The organism is Actinosynnema sp. NPDC091369 (genome assembly GCF_044757065.1).
Lineage (GTDB): Bacteria > Actinomycetota > Actinomycetes > Mycobacteriales > Pseudonocardiaceae > Actinosynnema.
In genome coordinates this window covers 380,223-398,797 of sequence record NZ_JBIVUG010000001.1, presented here as the reverse complement: position 1 = coordinate 398,797, position 18,575 = coordinate 380,223, and the positions used below count along the sequence as shown (strand labels likewise).

Below are 18,575 nucleotides of genomic sequence, written 5' to 3'. Positions count from 1 at the left end.
TGTCACATGGTCAAGTACGTCGCCCTGTACCGGAAGCCCGCCGACGTCGAGGCGTTCGACGAGGCTTACTTCGCGTCGCACCTGCCGCTGGTCGAGCGGACGCCGGGCCTGGTGCGCGCCGAGGTGGCCAAGGTCTCCCGCGTCTTCGTGCCCGGTTTCCTCGGCGAGCACGAGCTGCACATCGTGGCCGAGATGTACTTCGAGTCCGCCGACGCCATGAAGGACGCCTTCCGCACGCCCGAGTGGCAGGCGGCGGGCGCGAACCTGGCCGAGATCGGCGGCGTCGAGCTGGTCGCCATGTTCGCCGCGGAGGTCGTGGCCTGATGATCTCGGTGGTGATCGGCGGCGGCACGATGGGCGCCGGTGTGGCCCACCTGCTGCTGGCCGGCGGGCACGAGGTGGTGCTGGTGGAGGCGGGCGCGGACCGGGCGTCGGCCGCGCGGCGGGCGGTGGAGGCGTCGCTGGCCAAGGCCGCGGACCGGGGCAAGCTCGACGCCGTGCCGCACGAGCTGCTCCGGCGCCTGACGGTGGTGGAACGGCTGGACACGCAGGTCGGGCGGGGTGCGGCGCTGGTGGTCGAGGCCGTGCCCGAGGACCTGGAGCTGAAGCGGCGGGTGCTCGGCGAGGCGGCGCGGGCGTGCCCGGACGCGGTGCTGGCGTCGAACACGTCGTCGTTGTCGATCTCGGCGCTGGCCGAGGGGCTGCCGGGCGAGCGGGTGCTGGGCATGCACTTCTTCAACCCGGTGCCCGTGCAGCAGCTGGTCGAGCTGGTGCACCACGCGGGGGTGGCCGCCGATGTGGTGGCGCGGGTCCGCGGCTGGGCCGAGGAGCTCGGCAAGACCGTGATCGAGGTGCGGGACGCGCCGGGGTTCGCCACGTCGCGGCTCGGGGTCGCGGTCGGCATGGAGGCGATCCGGATGCTGGAGGAGGGCGTCGCGAGCGCCGAGGACGTCGACACCGGGATGCGGTTGGGCTACGGGTGGCCGATGGGCCCGCTGCGGCTGACGGACCTGGTCGGGCTGGACGTCCGGCTGGCCATCGCCGAGCACCTGGCCGCCGAGCTGGGGCCCCGGTTCGAGCCGCCCGCGCTGCTGCGGGAGAAGGTGGCGGCCGGCCACCTCGGTCGCAAGACCGGCCAGGGGTTCTTCACCTGGTAAGCAGGAACCCGTGCGGGTTCGCGAGCTGACCCCCGACGACGTCGAGCAGGCCGACCGGCTGCGCCGGGTGGCGTTCGGCGGCGTCGGCGAGCCGTCGTTGCGGCCCGGTCGGCGCGGCCTGCTGGCCGAGGTGGACGGGCGGGCGGCGGGCGTGCTGACGATCACCGGGTTCCACCAGTTCTGGGGTGGCTCGACCGTGCCCATGGGCGGTGTCGGCGGGGTGGCCGTCGACCCCTCGGCACGGGGGCGCGGCGTGGGTGGGGCGCTGCTGGACGCGGCCCTGCGGGACATGCGGGACCACGGGCAGGCGGTGTCCGCGCTGTACGCGACCGTGCCGGCGGTGTACCGGTCGCGCGGCTGGGACGCGGGTGGCGTGTTCGAGTGGCTGGAGTTCCCGCTGGACCGGATGCCCGCCGGCGAGCCGGTCGCGGCCCGGCCGGTCGAGGAGGGCGACCTCCCGGCGCTGCACGCCTGCTACACCGACCTGGCGTCCACGGTGAACGGGTTGATCGACCGCAGCGCGCCCGCCGTCGACGTGGCCGACGTGCTCCGGCTCGACGTGGCGTCGGTGGTGCCCGGTCACGACGGCGAGGTGCGCGGCTACCTCACGGCCTCGCGCGGCCGGGACGGGCTGCGGGTGCACGACCTGGTCGGGCGGGACCGGGCGACGCAGCTGGGGCTGCTGCGGCAACTGGGCAGCTGGGCCGGGGTGCTGGACCGGGCGCGGGTGCGGGTGACCGACCCGGCCGTGACCGGCCTGCTGACGAACCAGGCGATCGAGCACGCCGTGACCACGTCGGTGTGGCTGCTGCGGGTGGTGGACCTGCCGGCGGCCGTGGCGGCGCGGGGGTGGCCGGCGGCGGCGTGGCTGAAGCCCGCCGCGGTGGACCTGGAGGTGGTCGACGAGCACGCGCCGTGGCACGCCGGGCGGCAGCGGCTGGTGGTGGAGGACGGCGCGGTGCGCGTCGAACCCGGTGGCAGCGGCGCCGTGCGGCTGCACGCGCGGGCGCTCGGGCCGTGGTTCGGCGGGATGCACGACAGCCACGCCCTGCGCCGCGCCGGCCTGCTCGACGGCGACGGCGCGCTGCTCGATCGGCTGGTCGGGGCACCTGGCGTCCCGCGTTTGGCGGACTGGTTCTAACCTGACCAGCCGTGCTGCTCGACGCCCTGGAACTGGTCGGCATCGCCGCGTTCGCCGCCTCCGGGGCGGTCGCGGCGGTGCGGGCGCGGCTGGACGTGTTCGGCGTCATCGTGCTGGCGCTGACCACCGCCCTGGGCGGCGGGATCATCCGGGACGTGCTGCTCGGCGTGCACCCGCCGGCGGCGCTGGTGAGCTGGCCCTACCTGGCCGTCGCGGGCGTCACCGGACTGGTGGTCTTCTGGTTTCACCCGACCGTGGCGAAGCTGTGGCGGGCGGTCCTGCTGCTCGACGCGATCGGGCTCGGCCTGTTCGTCACGGCCGGCACCACGACCGCGCTCGGGCTCGGCGCGCCGCCCTACGCGGCGTGCCTGGTCGGGATGACCACCGGCATCGGCGGCGGCGCGCTGCGCGACGTGCTGCTGCGGGAGATCCCGCTGGTCCTGCGCCGGGAGATCTACGCGGTGGCCGCGCTGTGCGGCGCGGTGGTGGTGGCGTTCGGCGACTACCTCGGCCTGCCCGCCGTGCCGGTGACGCTGGTCGGGTCGGTGGTCATCGTCGGGCTGCGGCTGCTGGCGCTGTGGCGGCGCTGGAACGCCCCGGTGGCCCGCAAACTTGACGGGTAGCTCACACCGGCTTCTCAGGCGGCTCTCAGGACCAGGGGCAAGACTGACCCACATGCGCATCCTCGTTGTCGACGACGACCGGGCCGTGCGTGAGTCGCTCCGCCGCTCACTGCAGTTCAACGGCTACCAGGTCGACCTAGCCGGCGACGGCCAGCAGGCCCTTGAATCCGTCATCGCCCAGCGCCCGGACGCCATGGTGCTGGACGTGATGATGCCCCGGCTCGACGGGTTGGAGGTGTGCCGCCGGCTGCGCAGCACCGGTGACGACCTGCCGATCCTCGTGCTCACCGCCCGGGACGCGGTGTCGGACCGGGTGTCCGGGCTGGACGCGGGCGCCGACGACTACCTGCCCAAGCCGTTCGCGCTGGAGGAGCTGCTGGCACGGCTGCGCGCGCTGCTGCGGCGGGCGGCGTCGGACGCCGAGGAGCCCGCGGGCGCGGTGCTGCGGTTCGCCGACCTGGAGCTCGACCCGGGCACCCGGGACGTGCGGCGCGGCGACCGGCCGATCAGCCTCACCCGGACCGAGTTCGCCCTGCTGGAGCTGTTCCTGGCGCACCCCAAGCAGGTGCTGACCCGCGGCCGCATCCTGGAGGACGTGTGGGGTTACGACTTCCCCACCTCGGGCAACGCGCTGGAGGTCTACGTCGGCTACCTGCGGCGCAAGACCGAGGCCGAGGGTGAGCCCCGGCTGCTGCACACGGTGCGCGGCGTCGGCTACGTGCTGCGGGAGACCCCTCCGTGATCGGTGCCGCCAACGGGCGGCTCCAGCGGGTGTCGCTGCGGGCCCGGGTGACCCTGCTGGCCGCGTTCTGCGTGGCCGGGGCCGTCGCCGTCGTGTCGCTCGGCGCGTACATGACCGTGAGCCAGAACCTGCACGACCAGATGGACGAGAACCTGCGGCAGCGCGCCCAGGCCGCGGTGAACGCCCCGAAGGTCAACAACGACGTCACCGAGATCCCCGGCGCGTTCCTGGCGGCGGGGGACATCCGGATCGGCGTGCTGGACGTGAGCGGGCAGATCCTCTACCCGAAGGGCACGATCGCGCCGCCCACGCAGCCCGCCGACCTGGACGTGGCGCGCGGGTCGCGGACGGAGAACATCTGGACCGACCTGCGCACCGACTTCCGGGTGATCGCGGTGCCGTACGGCGACGGGCAGGCGATGCTGATCGCCCAGTCCACCAAGCCGCTGAACGTGACGCTGGGCAAGCTGTCCGTGGTGCTGTTCGTGATCAGCGGGATGGGCGTGCTGGTCGCGGCGGTGGCGGGGACGGCGGTGGCGCGCACCGGGCTGCGGCCCGTGCAGCGGTTGACCGAGGCCACCGAGCGGGTCGCGATGACCGGTGACCTGCGGCCGATCCCGGTGTCCGGCGACGACGAGCTGGCGCTGCTGTCGCAGCGGTTCAACGCGATGCTGGGCGCGGTGGCGGAGTCGCAGGAGCGGCAGCGGCGGCTGGTCGCCGACGCCGGGCACGAGCTGCGCACGCCGCTGACGTCGATGCGGACGAACCTGGAGCTGCTGCTGGCCTCGGAGCGGCCGGACGCGCCGACGCTGTCCGACGAGGACAAGGCGGAGATCAACGCCGACGTGCGGGCGCAGCTGGACGAGCTGACCACGCTGATCGGGGACCTGGTGGAGCTGGCGCGCGAGGACGCGCCGCAGGTCGTGCACGAGCCGGTGGACCTGGTCGAGGTGGTGGAGCGCGCGCTGGACCGGGCCAAGCGCCGTGCGTCGGACGTGGACTTCGTCGTGGAGGTGCAGCCGTGGTCGCTGCTGGGTGATTCCAGCGCGTTGGAGCGGGCCGTGCTGAACCTGCTGGACAACGCGGTCAAGTTCAGCCCCACGGGCGGCGTGGTGCGCCTGTCGCTCAAGCAGCTGGGCGACGGCAGCGCGGTCGTCGAGGTCGCGGACTCGGGCCCCGGCATCGCCGACGCCGACCTGCCCCACGTCTTCGAGCGCTTCTACCGCTCCTCCGAGGCGCGCACGCTCCCCGGCTCGGGTCTGGGGCTGGCCATCGTCAAGCAGGTGGCCGAGCGCCACGGCGGCATGGCCTACGTGGGTCGCGCCCCCGAGGGCGGCGCGATGTTCACCCTCCGCCTCCCAGGCCGGCCCGAGCCGGTCGTGCCGCAGTCGGTCGCGGGGTTCTGAGGGCAGGTCCGGGTGCCCGGACCTGCCCCCGGGCGAGGTCAGGACAGGGCGGCGAACACCATCGGGCGGGTCGAAGCGGGCTTGTACTGGGTCGTGACGTTCTCGTTCGGGCCCCACCAGTGGCCGGTGGGCACGTCGTCGGACCCGGTGCTGATGAAGATCCAGCCGCGGCCGACGCCGGTGTACTCGGTGGTGCCGACCCGGCGCGTGTCCGGGAACAGGTGGACCGGCGACCCGGCCCACGTGCTGGGCACGCCGTGCGGCTCCTTGGTGCTGTCGATCACCGGCACGGCGTACTCGCGGGTCGAGGTGTTGCCGTCGCGGTTGTAGAGCTGCGGCGCGCCGGCGACGACCATCACGTGACCGGTCGCGTCACCGGTGCCGCCCGCGGAGTCGAGGTACTTCACCGCGATGACGTCGCCCTGCGCCAGGCTGGGCACCGTCGTCTTGGTCGTGAAGTGGTCGGCGCCGGCCTGCAACCCGTTGTGGTACTGCGCCGAGGTGGGGCTGGTGCTGCCGAACTCGGTGGTCAGGTAGCTGTCGGTGGCCCACGCGAACGTGTGCCGCAGGGCCAGGGTGAGCAGGGGCGCGCACTTGGACTTGCTCTCGTACGTGGTGGGGCTGCCCGGCGTGCCCCACACGGCGGTCGACGCCCCGTCCGGGTGCCCCAGTTCGCCGGGGTAGTAGTTGTAGGTGTCCTGGCCGGGCCAGGCCAGGGAGTTCAGCTCGGCGGCCAGCTCGTCCACCTCGGCGTAGAGCGTGGCCGAGGTGGCTTGCGCGGGCGGTGCCGCCGCGAAGCCGACGGCTGTCGCGGCGGCGCAGGCGACCATGATCCGACGGGCGAGCATCGGGACGTCCTCTCGACGGGTGACCGGTTCCTCGGACACGGATCACCGCCGGGGGACCTGGATACCGCCGCGGTCGCGGAACACCCCAACGGCCTAACCCTTGGTGGAGCCCAGGGTCAGGCCGCCGGTGAACTGGCGCTGGAGGGCGAAGAAGACGACCAGCGTCGGCAGGGCGACCAGCAGCGAGCCCGCGGCCACCAGGTTGTTGTCCACGAAGAACGTGCCCTTCAGGTTCTGCAGGGCCGACGTGATCGGCATCTTGTCCCCGGTCTGGATCAGCACGAGCGCCCACAGGAAGTCGTTGTAGATCCAGGTGAACTCCAGCGTCGCCAGGGCCGCCAGCGCCGGGCGGCACAGGGGCAGGATCACCTGCCAGTACTGCCGGAACACACCGGCCCCGTCGACGCGCGCGGCCTCGCCGAGCTCGCGCGGGATCGTCTTCATGTAGTTGCTCAGCACGAACACGCAGAACCCGGACTGGAACGCCACGTGGATCAGCACCAGCCCGAGCTGCGAGTCCAGCAGCACCCCGCTGTCGCTCAGCCACGACGGCAGCGGGGTGAGCAGGTACAGCCGGTACAGCGGCGTCACGATCACCTGCTGCGGCAGCAGGTTGCCCGCGGTGAACAGCACCAGCAGCGCCACGTTGAACCGGAAGCTGTACCGCGACACGCCGTAGGCCACCATCGAGCTCAGCAGCAGCACCAGCACCAGCGCGGGCAGCGTCACGAGCAGCGTGTTCAGGTAGTAGTGCGGCAGGTCCGCCTGCGTCCACGCGGCCGTGAAGTTGTCGAGCGTCAGGCTCTCGGCGACCGAGAAGTACCCGTTGCGCGCGGTGTCGTCGTACGTGCGCAGCGACGCGTACAGCGCCCACAGCAGCGGCGCGAGCGTCGCGAGGCACGTCAGGACCAGGAAGGCGTGCAGGGCGATGCGCGCCGGTCGGACCGCGGAGCTCACGTCCGTTCCTCCTCGCGGAACACCTGGAACAGGTAGGTGACGATGAACCCGAGCGAGATCAGCAGCAGGACCACGGCCAGCGCCGACCCCCAGCCGATCCGGCTCGACTCGCCGATGATGTTGTCGGTCACCAGCACGGACAGCAGCTCCAGCCCGTTGCGCCCCTTGTTGATCACGTACACGATGTCGAACGCCCGCAGGCCCTCGATCACGGTGACCACGAGCACCACCACGTTCACCGGCCTGAGCACCGGGAACGTGACCCGGAAGAACGTCTGCCACGCGTTCGCGCCGTCCAGCGCGGCGGCCTCCTTCAACGCCGGGTCCACCGACTTCAGCCCGGCCAGGTACAGCAGCATCACGTACCCGGTGTGCCGCCACCCGGCCGCCACCAGCACCGCGTACAGGTTGATGTCGGGGTCGCCCAGCCAGTTCACCGGGTCCGTCGACGCCGTGCCGAGCACGTTGTTCAGCAACCCCTGCTCGGGCTGGTAGATCAGCTGCCAGATGAACCCGACCAAAGCCAGCGACAGCACCATCGGCAGGTACAGCGCGCTCTGGTAGATCCGCCCGAACCGCAGTTGCCGGTCGAGCAGCACCGCCAGCAGCAGCCCGGCGACGGTCGGCGCGACGAGCAGGAACAGCAGCCAGATCAGGTTGTGCTGCAACGCGGGCCAGAACCGGGGGTACCGGGTGAAGATGTCGACGTAGTTCCGGAAGCCGACCCACTCGATGTCGGCGAACCCGCCGATGCCGTCCCACGAGCTGAACGACAGCCCCACCGAGCCGAGCGCGGGCACCCACACCAGCGCGACGTGCACCAGGGACGGGATGCCGAGCATCAGCCCGAGCACGAGCTTGTCGCGCGGCGCCAGCGCGGTGGCGCGGCGGCGCCCGCCGCGCCGGGACGTCGGGGAGGACGGTGCCGACGTCCCGGCGGGCTCCACAGGAGACTCCAACGCGGTCACGCCGTCACCCCGTGAAGATCGTCTTGGCCTGGTCGGCCATGCCCTTGAGGATCGAGTCGAGGTCGTCGGGGTTCTGGATGAACGCGTTGAGTCCGTTGGTCGCCGCGTCGCTGGCGAAGCGCGGGTCGGTGTCGCGGTCGAGGAACTGCGTGACGTGCGCGGCGTCCTTGATGACCTGGGCCGACTTCTTCTGCAACGGGGTGTAGCCCGACGTGTCGGCCTTGCTGGACGCGGGGATCTGGCTCGGGTCGGCCTTGAGGTAGGCCAGCTGCGCGGCGGGCGTGGACAGGTACTCCAGCAACTTGCGCGCGCCTTCGGGGTTGGCGGGCTTGCGGGACATCATGAAGCCGTCGATCGGCGCTTCGACGGTGTCCTGGCCGTGCTCGGGGTTGATCTCCGGGTACGGGAAGAAGTCGAGGTCGTCCAGGTCGGGGCCCTTGAACTGCTGGGCCACGAACGAGCCGAGCAGGTACATGCCCGCCTTGCCCTGCTGCAACGCCTGCGCGGCCTCCTGCCACTCGCGGCCCAGCGCGTTCTCCTGGTGGAACGGCAGCAGCCGCTTCCAGGTGTCGAACACCTCCCGGACCTTCGGCCCCTGCCAGTCCTCCTTGCCCGCCATGAGGTCGACGTGGAACCGGTAGCCGTTGACGCGGAAGTTGAGCTGGTCGAACGTGCCCATGCCGGGCCAGCCCTGCTTCTGCGCGAACGCGATGGGCACGAGACCGTCGGCCTGCATCTTCGTGGACAGCGCGACGAGCTCGTCCAACGTCTTCGGTTGTTCGTACCCGCGTTGCTGCCAGACGCTCTTGCGGTAGAACACGCCCCACGGGTACTGCACGAACGGGACGAGGTACTGCTTGCCGTCCGAGCCGGTGGCCGCTTCCTTCAGCGCGGGCTCGTAGCCGCCGGAGATCTTCGACCACACGTCGCTGAGGTCGCCGGTCAGGCCCTTCTCGGCGAAGAACCGCATCCGGTAGCCCGCGAACCAGGACAACACGTCGTCCGGCTTGCCCTGGAGGTAGTTGTTGATCTGCTCCTGGTACTGCTCGTGCTGTTTGGTGTTGACGGCGACCTTGAGGCCCGACTCGCCCTCGAACGCCTTGAGCACCGCGGTGATCGCGTCCTTCGGCACCTGGTCGGACTGGTTGTTGCCGAACGACACGGTGTCGGTGGCGGCGCCCCCGCCGTCGGAGCCGCACGCGGCGAGGCCGGGCACGGCGGCGACGCCCGCGCCCGCGACGATCGCCTTCAGCAGGGCGCGGCGGCCCAGCAGGGGGTGGGGGCTGGCGGAGAACCTCGTCATCGTCGCTCCTCCGGGTGACACTCGGCGATGGCCAAGTGAACAAAGAGTCAACAAGAGGACTCACAATGTGGTGTCGGCCACACGAAAAGTCAAGCTATCCGACGGTTGTTGTTGGACTGTGTTGACGTTTTCGTGCTAAATCGACCACTCTTGTGCCATGACGACTTGGCCCACCCGCCTGCGGGGCCTCGCCTGGGGCGCCGACTACAACCCCGAGCAGTGGCCGGAGGACGTCTGGGACGACGACGTCGAGCTCATGCGCCGGGCCGGCGTGAACCTGGTGAGCGTGGCGATCTTCTCGTGGGCCCTGCTGGAAGTGGAAGAGGGCCGCTACGAGTTCGGCTGGTTGGACCGCGTGCTGGACCGTTTGCACGCCGGCGGCATCCGCGTCGACCTGGCCACCGCGACCGCCGCGCCGCCGCCGTGGCTGACCACCGCGCACCCCGGGATGCTGCCGGAGACCGCCGACGGGGTCCGCCTATCCCACGGTTCGCGCCAGTCGTACTGCCCCAGCTCACCGGTCTACCGGGCCAAGGCGGTGGCGCTGGCCCGCGCGCTGGCCGAGCGGTACCGCGACCACCCGGCGCTGGCCGCGTGGCACGTCAACAACGAGTACGGCTGCCACGTTTCCCGCTGCTACTGCGACCGGTGCGCGGAGGCGTTCCGAATCTGGCTGCGCGCCCGCCACGGGACGCTGGACGCGCTGAACGAGGCGTGGGGCACCGCGTTCTGGAGCCAGCACTACACCTCGTGGGGCCAGGTCCTGCCGCCGCGCGCCACCCCCACCTCGCACAACCCGGGCCAGCTGCTCGACTTCGACCGGTTCTCCTCCGACGCCCTGCTGGAGCTGTTCAAGGCCGAGCGGGACGTGCTGCGCGAGATCACCCCGGACGTGCCGGTGACCACGAACTTCATGGCCGCCTCGTTCTCCGCGCTGGACTACTGGAAGTGGGCCGCCGAGGTCGACTTCGTCTCCAACGACCACTACACCCGCGGCGAGGACGCCGAGCGGCACGTCGACCTGGCGTACTCCGCGGACCTGGTGCGCGGCCTGGCCGGCGGGCGGCCGTGGCTGCTGATGGAGCACTCCACGTCGGCGGTGAACTGGCAGCCGCGCAACATCGCCAAGCTGCCCGGCGAGCTGCGGCGCAACTCCTACGCGCACCTGGCCCGCGGCGCGGACGGCACGTTGTTCTTCCAGTGGCGGCAGTCGCGGGCGGGCTCGGAGCGCTACCACTCGGCGATGGTGCCGCACGCCGGCCCGGACACGAAGGTGTACCGCGAGGTCGAGCGGGTCGGGGCCGAGTACGGGCGGCTCGCCGAGCTCGTCGGCTCCACCGTGTCCGCCGAGGTCGCCGTCGTCTTCGACTGGGAGTCGTGGTGGGCGCTGTCCCAGCCCAACCACCCGACCGGTGACTTCGCCTACCCCGGGCACGCCTTCGGGTACTACCGGGCGCTGTGGCGGGCCGGGGTGACGGTCGACTTCGTGCCGCCCGGCGCGGACCTGTCCGCCTACCGGCTGGTGGTCGTGCCCGCGCTGTACGGGGTGGACGACGTGACGCCGTACGAGCGGTACGTCGAGGGCGGCGGCCACCTGCTGGTGACCTACCTGTCCGGCATCACGGACAGCCGCGGCCACGTGCACCTCGGCGGTTACCCCGGCGCGTTCCGCGAGCTGCTGGGCGTGCGCACGGAGGAGTTCCACCCCTTGGGTGCGGACGAGGTGGTGGCGCTGGACGACGGCTCGCCGGTCGCCGTCTGGACCGAGCACCTGCACGCCGAGGGCGCGGAGGTGCTCGCCTCCTACGCCGACGGCCCGCTGCCCGGCGTGCCCGCGGTGACCCGCAACGAGCGCGGCGCCGGCGTCGCCTGGTACGTGGCGTGCGGCCTGGCGGGTGACGGGCTCGACCGGCTGGTGCGGACGGCGGTGGACCGGGCCGGCGTGCCGGTCGGGCCGGGTGGGGACGTCGAGGTGGTGCGTCGGCGCGGTGAGGTGGCCGGGTCCGCCGTATCGTGGCTGGTCGCGGTCAACCACGACAGCGGCGACGTCGAGCTGCCCGCGGCGGGCGTCGAGCTGCTGTCCGGCGCGCGCGCGTCCGGCAGCGTGGTCGTGCCCGCCGGCGGCGTGGTGGTGCTCAGGGAAGAAGAGGTGTGACGTGCTGGCGCGTCAGCGACAAGCGGTGATCCTGGAAGAGGTCCGGCGCACCGGCGCGGTCCGGGTGAGCGACCTGGTCGTCCGGCTGGGCGTCTCGGACATGACCGTGCGCCGCGACCTGGACGTGCTGGCCGCCCGCGGCCTGGTGGAGAAGGTGTACGGCGGCGCCACGTCCGTGGCCGGCCGCAGCACCGACGAGCCGGGCTTCGAGGCCAAGTCGGTGCGCCAGCTGCCGGAGAAGGAGGCCATCGCCGCGTTCGCCGCGGGCCTGGTGCGCCCCGGCACGGCGATCGGCCTGTCCGCCGGCACCACCACGTGGACCCTGGCCCGGTTCCTGGACGACATCCCGGACCTGACCGTGGTGACCAACTCGATCCGGGTCGCCGACGTGCTCCAGCAGAGCGGGCGCACCGACCGCACGGTGGTGCTCACCGGCGGCGTGCGCACGCCGTCGGACGCGCTGGTCGGGCCGGTGGCCGTGCAGGCGTTGCGGTCGCTGCACCTGGACGTGGTGTTCCTGGGCGTGCACGGCATGGCCGAGCGCTCCGGCTTCACCACGCCCAACCTGAACGAGAGCGAGACCGACCGCGCGCTGGTCGACGCGGCCGGGCGGGTCGTCGTGGTCGCCGACCACACCAAGTGGGGCACGGTCGGCATCTCCACCATCGCCGCGCTGGACGAGGCGCACGTGCTGGTGACCGACGAAGGACTGCCGGAGCCCGCGCGGGCGGTGCTCGGCGAGCAGGTGGGCGAACTGGTCCTGGCGCACGTGCCGGGACGCGGAGAGGAACTGGCGTGAGGCGCACGGCGGGGGAACTTGCCGATGGTCGCGAGATCATCTACTTCGACGACACCCCGGACGCGCCGCCGCGGCACGCGGTCGACACCCGCGACCTGCCGCGCGCGCAGCCGCTGTCGGAGGTGCGGCGCGACCCGTTGACCGGTGAGTGGGTGGCGATGGCCGCGCACCGGCAGACCCGGACGTACAAGCCGCCCGCGGACCTGTGCCCGCTGTGCCCGTCCACGCCGGGCAAGCCGACCGAGGTCCCCGAGTCGAGCTACGACGTGGTGGTGTTCGAGAACCGGTTCCCGTCGTTCGCGCAGGGCGTGCCCGAGCTGCCGTCCACTGTGGATGGCATGCCGATGGTGCCGCGGGCGGCCGGGCTGGGCCGGTGCGAGGTCATGTGCTTCACCTCCGACCACGACACGTCGTTCGGGTCGCTGCCGGCGTCGCGGGTGCGCACGGTCGTGGACGCGTGGGCGGACCGGACGGCCGCGCTGAACGCGACGCCGGGCGTGGAGCAGGTCTTCCCGTTCGAGAACCGGGGCGAGGAGATCGGCGTCACGCTGTCGCACCCGCACGGCCAGATCTACGGCTACCCCTTCGTGACCCCGAAGACGGAACGGATGCTCGCCGTCGCGGCGGACTACCAGGCGTCACACGGCCGTCCACTTATGGGTGACATTCTGGCCGCCGAACGTGCGGCTGGCACCCGGGTCATCGCGGAGGGCGAGCACTGGACGGCGTTCGTGCCCGCCGCGGCCCGCTGGCCGGTCGAGGTGCACCTGGTCCCGCACCGGCAGGTGCCGGACCTGCCCGCCCTGGGCGACGCGGAGCGGGACGACTTCGCGGCCCTCTACCTGACCGTGCTGCACCGCCTGGACGCGCTCTACGACCGGCCGCTGCCCTACATCGCGGCGTGGCACCAGGCCCCCGTGCGCACCGGTCGTGACCTGGCGTGGTTGCACCTGGAGGTGTTCTCGGTGCTGCGCACCGCGGACAAGCTCAAGTACCTGGCCGGCTCCGAGTCGGGCATGGGCGTGTGGGTGAACGACGCGACGCCGGAGCAGATCGCGGAACGGCTGCGCGGCTGACTCGCCCGTTCGGTCGGACTCACAAGCGATGCCCAGTTTCGTTTAAGGCTGCTCTCAGGCGGGCACCGCAGAGTGGTGGACATGACCGAAGACGAGCAGCCGAAGCAGCCCTCGCAGTCGCAGCCGCCTCAGCCGCAGAGCCCGTGGGCGCGTGGGAGCGCCGCCGGGCTGGGTCATGACGACGCCGGTCTCCAGCAGCAGGGTGCTGGTCGGCCGGACACCGATGACACCGGCGCCGTGCACGGCGGCGCCGGTGCGTCGGGGTCCACCGGTGCGCAGCGCGCCTGGCAGGGGGACGCGGGGCACTCGGAGGACGTGACCGGCGGGTCGGCGGCAGGGGCCGACCGGCCGGAGGCGGGGCCGGCGGGTGTTCCGCGGGGGAGCACCGGCCGCCCGGCCGACCTGTACCCGGACAGCGTGACGACCACCGCTGCCGCTTCGACTTCCGGCCCGCCGGCCGCTCACCCGAGCGCCGCCGGGTCCGTGCCCGGGTCGCCGGAGGCGCACGCGCGCTCCAGTCGCTCGGATGACTTCGGCTCGCCGGCCGCCTCGCAGGGTGCCGCCGGCGTGCCGGGAACCGATCGCACGGGTGCTGTGCAGGGCGGCGCCGGTCCGATCGGAGCAGGTGTGGCCGGTGCTGTGCAGGGCGGCGCCGGCCAGACCGGAACCGGTGGTTCCGGCGCCGTGCAGGGCGGCGCCGGAACGCCGGGCTCCGGGCCGGGAGCCTGGCAGGGGGGCTTCCACCACCCGGAGCACACGGGTCCGTACGGCGCTCCGCAGACCGGCGCCCCGGACCACCCCGGCTCGCCGCCGACCCACTCCCCTTCCGGGTCGGCGGCGTCGGGCCCCTACTACGCGCCGCCCGGCTCCGTCGCCGCGCCCCCGCGCCCGCCCAAGGGCCGCGGCAAGGTCGTCGCGGGCGTGGCCGCGCTGGTGCTGGCCGTGGGCGGCGTCGCGGGCGGTGTCGGCGGGTACGTCGGCTTCCAGGCCGCCGAGGAAGCCCGGCCCGTGACCAACGCCCTCGACCAGGCCCCGCCCGCGCAGCAGAGCTCCGACGTGCCCGCGGGCTCGATCGAGCAGGTCGCCCAGAAGGTGCTGCCGACCGTGGTGCAGGTGCAGGTCAGCGGTGGCGCCGGGTCCGGGTTCACGCTCAGTTCCGACGGCCTCGTGCTCACCAACAACCACGTGGTCGAGAGCGCCGCCGACGGCGGACCCATCAAGGTCCAGCTCCAGGACGGCCGCTCGTTCGACGCGCGGATCGTCGGCCGCGACCCCACGTCCGACCTGGCCGTGGTCAAGATGGAGGACGTCTCCGGCCTGCCCACCGCCGAGCTCGGCAACTCCGGCGACCTGCGGATCGGCCAGCAGGTCGTGGCCGTCGGCTCGCCGTTCGACCTCAACGGCACGGTCACGTCCGGCATCGTCAGCTCGCTCAACCGCCCGGTGCGCGCCGGCGGCCAGCAGGGCGGCGAGGACACCGTGCTCAACGCCATCCAGACCGACGCCGCGATCAACCCCGGCAACTCGGGCGGCCCGCTGGTCAACATGCGCGGCCAGGTCGTCGGCATCAACTCGGCCATCTACAGCCCGAACTCCGGCCAGTCCGCGCAGGGCGGCTCGGTCGGCATCGGCTTCGCCATCCCGATCGACCAGGCCCGCCGCACGGCCAAGGAGCTGTCGGAGACCGGCAAGGCGAACCAGACCGTGCTCGGCGTCCAGGTCACCAACGCCCCCGAGGGCGGCGCGCTGGTCCGCAACGTCACCGGCGGCGGCGCGGCCGAGGCGGCGGGCCTCAAGGTCGGCGACGTGATCACCAAGTTCGGCGACCGGCCCATCGACACCTCCGACGCCCTCGTGGCCGCCGTCCGGTCCCGCGCCCCGGGCGACAAGGTGCAGCTCACCGTCGGCCGGGACCGCGCGGTCGAGGTGACGCTCGGCAGCCAGCCCGTCGAGGTGCGCTAGCACCCCCCCGCAGACCCCGGCTCACGTGCCCCGAGCCGGTTGTCGAGGCCGCGCGCCGACCGGTTTCCCCTCACCGGTCGGCACGCGGCCTCGTGACGTTCACGACCAGGACGCCCAGCCAGACCACGACCGTGGCCACCAGCAACCCGATCGGGTAGTCCCGGTCGACCAGGCCGGGGTTGGCCGGCCCCGCGAACGGCCGCCAGAGCAGCGGGACCGCGAGCAGCACGAGCACACCGGTGACCGTGCCGCCGACCTGCACGGCCGCCCGCCACCGCGGCGGCACCCAGCGCGCGATGAGCAGGCCCACGCCGGCGAACAGCGGCGCGAGCAGCACGTCGTGCACGACCGGGCCCGCGACGAACCACAGCACCAGGTCGACGTCCACCAGCGGCACCACGAGGACCGCGCCCCACAGGCCCATGGCAACACCGACCGCGCCGATCGCCCACCTCATCGGATGACCTCCAGCCGGGTGACCCACTTGGTCTGCGTCACGCCCGGTCGGCTCGGGGCGATCAGCCGGCACGGGTAGCCGTGGTCCAGCGGCAGGGTCTCGCCGTCCACCCGCAGCGCGAGCAGCGTCAACGGGTCGCGGGCGTGCGCGGCGGGCAGCGTGCTCGCCCGGTAGAGCCCGTCGCGTTCCAGCGACTCCACCCGCACGTCACCGGGCTCCACGCCCGCCAGCGCCAGCAGGTCGCGCACGGGCACGCCGGTCCACCGCGCCGACGCGCTCCAGCCCTCGACGCACGCGATCGGCAGCTCGGCCGTGGTCTGGGGCAGCGCTTCGAGCTCCCGGCGGGAGAACCGGCGCCCGCCCACGGTCAGCCGCCACGAGTCGTCCACCGCGGCCACCCGGGCGACGGCGGCCGTCCGGTTGACCGGCAGCGCGGCCGACCGCGTGCCCAGCACGGACGCGGTGCGCAGCCACGGCACCGTGCCGCCCGCCGTGGCCAGCACCCCGACCGCCGCCGTGCCGCCCGCGGTGAGCAGGAAACCGCGTCGGCTGAGCGTGCCCCGGCGGACCTCCTCGGCCGGCGTCCGCACGAGCGGCAGCTTGACCGCGACGTGCACGAGCAGCGCGCCAACCGCGATCCACGCCACCGCGTGGTGCGCGGGCGGGAAGAAGAACCGCCACGGGTAGTTCTGCGTCGCGTTGAACCAGCCGGTGACCAGCTCGAAGAACGACGCCCCGAGCAGCACGAAGACCGAGCCGCGTTCCAGCGCGTGCGGCAGGGACCGCACCACCGGCCGCTCGAACAGCTTCGGGTAGACCGTCCACAGCTTGGCCAGCAGCAGCGGGATCGCGGCCACGCCCGCGGTGACGTGCACGCCCTGCGTGACCCGGTAGAGGCCGACCGGGCGGGTCGGCCAGGCGAACCACCCGGGCGGGTGCTGGAGGTAGTGGCTGAGCAGCCCGGTGACGAAGCACAGCCCGAACGCGACGCCCACCCACGCCCCCAGGCGGGTCGCGGTGTGCGGGCTCGACTCGCGCTTCACGACCGCACCAGCGCCGCGAACCAGCGCCCCTCGCGCTCGACCACCCACCGCGGTGCCAACCCGGCCGCCGCGGCGGCCGGCGTCACGGCCCGCGCGTCCAGCCGCGCCCAGTCGAACCACGCGCCCCCGGCCACCCGCGCCCTCTCCCGGCGCAGCCCGCAGCCGGGCGGCTCGACCTCGACCAGCACGCTCCCGCGCCGGTGCAGGAGGGCGCGGGCCCGGCGCAGCAGCGCGACGGGGTCGCCGCCGATGCCGATGTTGCCGTCGGCGAGCAGCACGTGCGCCCACCGGCCCGTGCCCGGCAGCCGGCCGAACAGGTCGCGGTGCAGGGCCGGCCCGCCCCTGGCCCGGGTGAGGGCGACGGCGAGCGGCGAGTGGTCCACGCCCAGCGCCACCACGCCGCGCCGCACGAGCGCCGCGACCAGCCGACCCGGTCCGCAGCCGAGGTCGACGGTCGGCCCCCGGCAGGCGTCGAGCAGGACGTGGTCCGCGCCGCCCGCCTCCTCGTGCCACCGGTCGACCGGCAGCGGCACGTGCTCGCCGCCGGCCAGGTCGAGCCCGCACTCCGCACCGCCGAGGCCGACGTCGAACGCGGTCATCGCAGCGCACCCAGCCGCGCGAGCGCCGCGGCGAACCGCGTGCCCGGCACGGCGGCGGCCACCTCGCGGGCCGTTGCCATCTCGTCCACATCGGACAGGACGGGCAGCACACCGGTGTCGCGGTCGCCCAGCGCCAGCAACGTCCGCGCGCCCGTGTCCGGTCGGGACATCGGCACGGCCCGCAGGGTCGCGGCCACCGCCGGGTCGTGGACGCCGAGCGCCCACCAACCGCCGTCCGCCGCCGGACCCAGCACGGCGTCGTGCCCGGCCAGCCGCCGCACCGACTCGGCCAGCAGCATCGGCGTGACCTGGGGCGTGTCCATGCCGATCTGGAACACCGGCAGGCCGTGCGCGCGGTGGGTGTCGGCGTGCGCGTTGGCCAGCCGGTCGGCGAACGACCCGCCCCGCTGCGGCAGCACGGTGCAGCGCCGCAGCGCCGCGCGGACCTCGGCCGCACGGCGCGCCTCGCCCAGCGACCCGGTCAACGCCACCACCGGCCGCACGCCCGGCGTGCCGAGCACCGCGTCGAGGGTGTCGAGCAGCGCCGCGGCGGCGAGGTCGGCCGCCTCCTCCGGCGTCGCGGGCGGGCACAGCCGGGTCTTGGCCAGGCCCGGCACCGGCGCCTTGGCCACCACCAGCAGGCTCGCGAGCATCAGCGCACCCCCTTGCGGGCGACCGCCGCCATGTCCCGCACCGCCCGCGCGGTCCCGCGCACCGAACCCGACACCTTCGACCTCGTGCCCGCCGCGCGCGGCCCGTACCGCACGTCCCGCTCGACCACCCGCCACCCGGCCGCCGCCGCGCGCATCAGCAGCTCCAGCGGGTAGCCGAACGCCCGGTCCGCCACCCCGAGGTCGAGCAGGTCCCGTCGCCGGAACGCCCGCACCGGGGCGATGTCCCGCACCGGCAGCCCCCGGCGCCGCAGCAAGCCGGCCAGCACCGCGTTCCCGGCCCGCGCGTGCCACGGCCAGCTGCCCGCCTCCGGCACCCGCCGCCCCACCGCCAGGTCCGCCCGCGCGAGCAGCGCGACCAGGTCCGGCAGCTCGCGCGGGTCCAGCGAGCCGTCCGCGTCGAGCACGCACACCACCTCGGAGCGTGCGTGCTCCACACCCGTGTGCACGGCTGCCCCGTACCCGGGCCGGGGCTCGTGCACCACCTCCGCGCCCCACGCGCGGGCCACGTCCGGCGAGCCGTCCCGCGATCCGTTGTCCACCACCAGCGGCCGGTAGCCGACGGGCATGGCCCGCAGCACGCCCGGCAGCGCCGCCGCCTCGTCCAGGCAGGGGAGCACCACGTCTACTTCGTCCACGGCTCAGAGCATGGTCCCGCGCGGACGGCC

Annotated in this window: 19 protein-coding genes; 10 read left to right on the top strand and 9 right to left on the bottom strand. The window is 73.5% G+C overall.

All coding sequences use genetic code 11. The features are described 5' to 3' along the window. Window positions 1-6 precede the first annotated feature (6 nt). The 6 genes from ACIQMJ_RS01875 to ACIQMJ_RS01850 are packed head-to-tail and all read left to right on the top strand — an operon-like array spanning window position 7 to window position 5,069. Window positions 7-324: an EthD family reductase gene (locus tag ACIQMJ_RS01875; RefSeq protein WP_499759127.1), complete on the top strand. Its 318-nt coding sequence runs from the start codon at window positions 7-9 to the stop codon at window positions 322-324. Next, window positions 324-1,157: a 3-hydroxyacyl-CoA dehydrogenase family protein gene (locus ACIQMJ_RS01870; protein ID WP_499759126.1), complete on the top strand. Its 834-nt coding sequence runs from the start codon at window positions 324-326 to the stop codon at window positions 1,155-1,157. Before ACIQMJ_RS01875 ends, ACIQMJ_RS01870 begins: the two co-directional genes overlap by 1 nt. A gap of 10 nt (window positions 1,158-1,167) precedes the next feature. After that, complete coding sequence (locus ACIQMJ_RS01865; protein WP_499759125.1) at window positions 1,168-2,298, top strand: GNAT family N-acetyltransferase; 1,131 nt, start codon at window positions 1,168-1,170, stop codon at window positions 2,296-2,298. 11 nt (window positions 2,299-2,309) lie between these two features. Beyond that, window positions 2,310-2,921 carry a trimeric intracellular cation channel family protein gene (locus tag ACIQMJ_RS01860; RefSeq protein WP_499759124.1) on the top strand — a complete coding sequence of 204 codons (612 nt, stop codon included), beginning with the start codon at window positions 2,310-2,312 and terminating at the stop codon, window positions 2,919-2,921. Window positions 2,922-2,973: 52 nt separating this feature from the next. Then, complete coding sequence (locus ACIQMJ_RS01855; RefSeq protein ID WP_499759123.1) at window positions 2,974-3,663, top strand: response regulator transcription factor; 690 nt, start codon at window positions 2,974-2,976, stop codon at window positions 3,661-3,663. Next, entirely contained in the window at window positions 3,660-5,069 is a 1,410-nt protein-coding gene (locus tag ACIQMJ_RS01850; RefSeq protein WP_499759122.1) for a sensor histidine kinase, read from the top strand. The genes ACIQMJ_RS01855 and ACIQMJ_RS01850 overlap by 4 nt, the downstream gene beginning before the upstream one ends. 38 nt (window positions 5,070-5,107) lie before the next feature. Here ACIQMJ_RS01850 and ACIQMJ_RS01845 read toward each other — a convergent pair whose 3' ends face one another. From ACIQMJ_RS01845 to ACIQMJ_RS01830, 4 genes are all read right to left on the bottom strand, one after another. After that, on the bottom strand, window positions 5,108-5,917 hold the full coding sequence (locus ACIQMJ_RS01845; protein WP_499759121.1) for a hypothetical protein: 810 nt from the start codon (window positions 5,915-5,917) through the stop codon (window positions 5,108-5,110). Between the two features lie 93 nt (window positions 5,918-6,010). After that, a complete protein-coding gene (locus ACIQMJ_RS01840) occupies window positions 6,011-6,874 on the bottom strand; it encodes a carbohydrate ABC transporter permease (protein WP_499759120.1) in 864 nt (287 codons plus the stop codon). After that, entirely contained in the window at window positions 6,871-7,842 is a 972-nt protein-coding gene (locus ACIQMJ_RS01835) for a carbohydrate ABC transporter permease (protein WP_499759119.1), read from the bottom strand. The genes ACIQMJ_RS01840 and ACIQMJ_RS01835 overlap by 4 nt, the downstream gene beginning before the upstream one ends. Window positions 7,843-7,846: 4 nt before the next feature. Continuing rightward, window positions 7,847-9,145: an ABC transporter substrate-binding protein gene (locus ACIQMJ_RS01830; protein ID WP_499759118.1), complete on the bottom strand. Its 1,299-nt coding sequence runs from the start codon at window positions 9,143-9,145 to the stop codon at window positions 7,847-7,849. Between the two features lie 157 nt (window positions 9,146-9,302). Here ACIQMJ_RS01830 and ACIQMJ_RS01825 point away from each other — a divergent pair, with 157 nt between their 5' ends. From ACIQMJ_RS01825 to ACIQMJ_RS01810, 4 genes are all read left to right on the top strand, one after another. Then, window positions 9,303-11,300 (top strand): beta-galactosidase, encoded by a 1,998-nt coding sequence (locus ACIQMJ_RS01825; RefSeq protein ID WP_499759117.1) that lies wholly within the window; start codon window positions 9,303-9,305, stop codon window positions 11,298-11,300. Window position 11,301: 1 nt separating this feature from the next. Then, entirely contained in the window at window positions 11,302-12,099 is a 798-nt protein-coding gene (locus ACIQMJ_RS01820; RefSeq protein WP_499759116.1) for a DeoR/GlpR family DNA-binding transcription regulator, read from the top strand. Continuing rightward, on the top strand, window positions 12,096-13,175 hold the full coding sequence (galT, locus tag ACIQMJ_RS01815; RefSeq protein ID WP_499759115.1) for a galactose-1-phosphate uridylyltransferase: 1,080 nt from the start codon (window positions 12,096-12,098) through the stop codon (window positions 13,173-13,175). Before ACIQMJ_RS01820 ends, galT begins: the two co-directional genes overlap by 4 nt. A gap of 81 nt (window positions 13,176-13,256) precedes the next feature. Continuing rightward, window positions 13,257-15,137 carry a S1C family serine protease gene (locus tag ACIQMJ_RS01810; protein ID WP_499759114.1) on the top strand — a complete coding sequence of 627 codons (1,881 nt, stop codon included), beginning with the start codon at window positions 13,257-13,259 and terminating at the stop codon, window positions 15,135-15,137. 70 nt (window positions 15,138-15,207) lie between these two features. Here the strand turns inward: ACIQMJ_RS01810 and ACIQMJ_RS01805 are convergent, their stop codons facing one another. The 5 genes from ACIQMJ_RS01805 to ACIQMJ_RS01785 are packed head-to-tail and all read right to left on the bottom strand — an operon-like array spanning window position 15,208 to window position 18,545. Then, window positions 15,208-15,594 (bottom strand): hypothetical protein, encoded by a 387-nt coding sequence (locus tag ACIQMJ_RS01805; protein ID WP_499759113.1) that lies wholly within the window; start codon window positions 15,592-15,594, stop codon window positions 15,208-15,210. Then, a complete protein-coding gene (locus ACIQMJ_RS01800; RefSeq protein ID WP_499759112.1) occupies window positions 15,591-16,637 on the bottom strand; it encodes a molybdopterin-dependent oxidoreductase in 1,047 nt (348 codons plus the stop codon). Before ACIQMJ_RS01800 ends, ACIQMJ_RS01805 begins: the two co-directional genes overlap by 4 nt. After that, a complete protein-coding gene (locus tag ACIQMJ_RS01795; protein WP_499759111.1) occupies window positions 16,634-17,236 on the bottom strand; it encodes a class I SAM-dependent methyltransferase in 603 nt (200 codons plus the stop codon). Before ACIQMJ_RS01795 ends, ACIQMJ_RS01800 begins: the two co-directional genes overlap by 4 nt. Then, entirely contained in the window at window positions 17,233-17,889 is a 657-nt protein-coding gene (locus ACIQMJ_RS01790) for a TIGR04282 family arsenosugar biosynthesis glycosyltransferase (protein WP_499759110.1), read from the bottom strand. The genes ACIQMJ_RS01795 and ACIQMJ_RS01790 overlap by 4 nt, the downstream gene beginning before the upstream one ends. Further along, complete coding sequence (locus ACIQMJ_RS01785; protein ID WP_499759109.1) at window positions 17,889-18,545, bottom strand: glycosyltransferase family 2 protein; 657 nt, start codon at window positions 18,543-18,545, stop codon at window positions 17,889-17,891. The genes ACIQMJ_RS01790 and ACIQMJ_RS01785 overlap by 1 nt, the downstream gene beginning before the upstream one ends. Window positions 18,546-18,575: the final 30 nt, after the last annotated feature.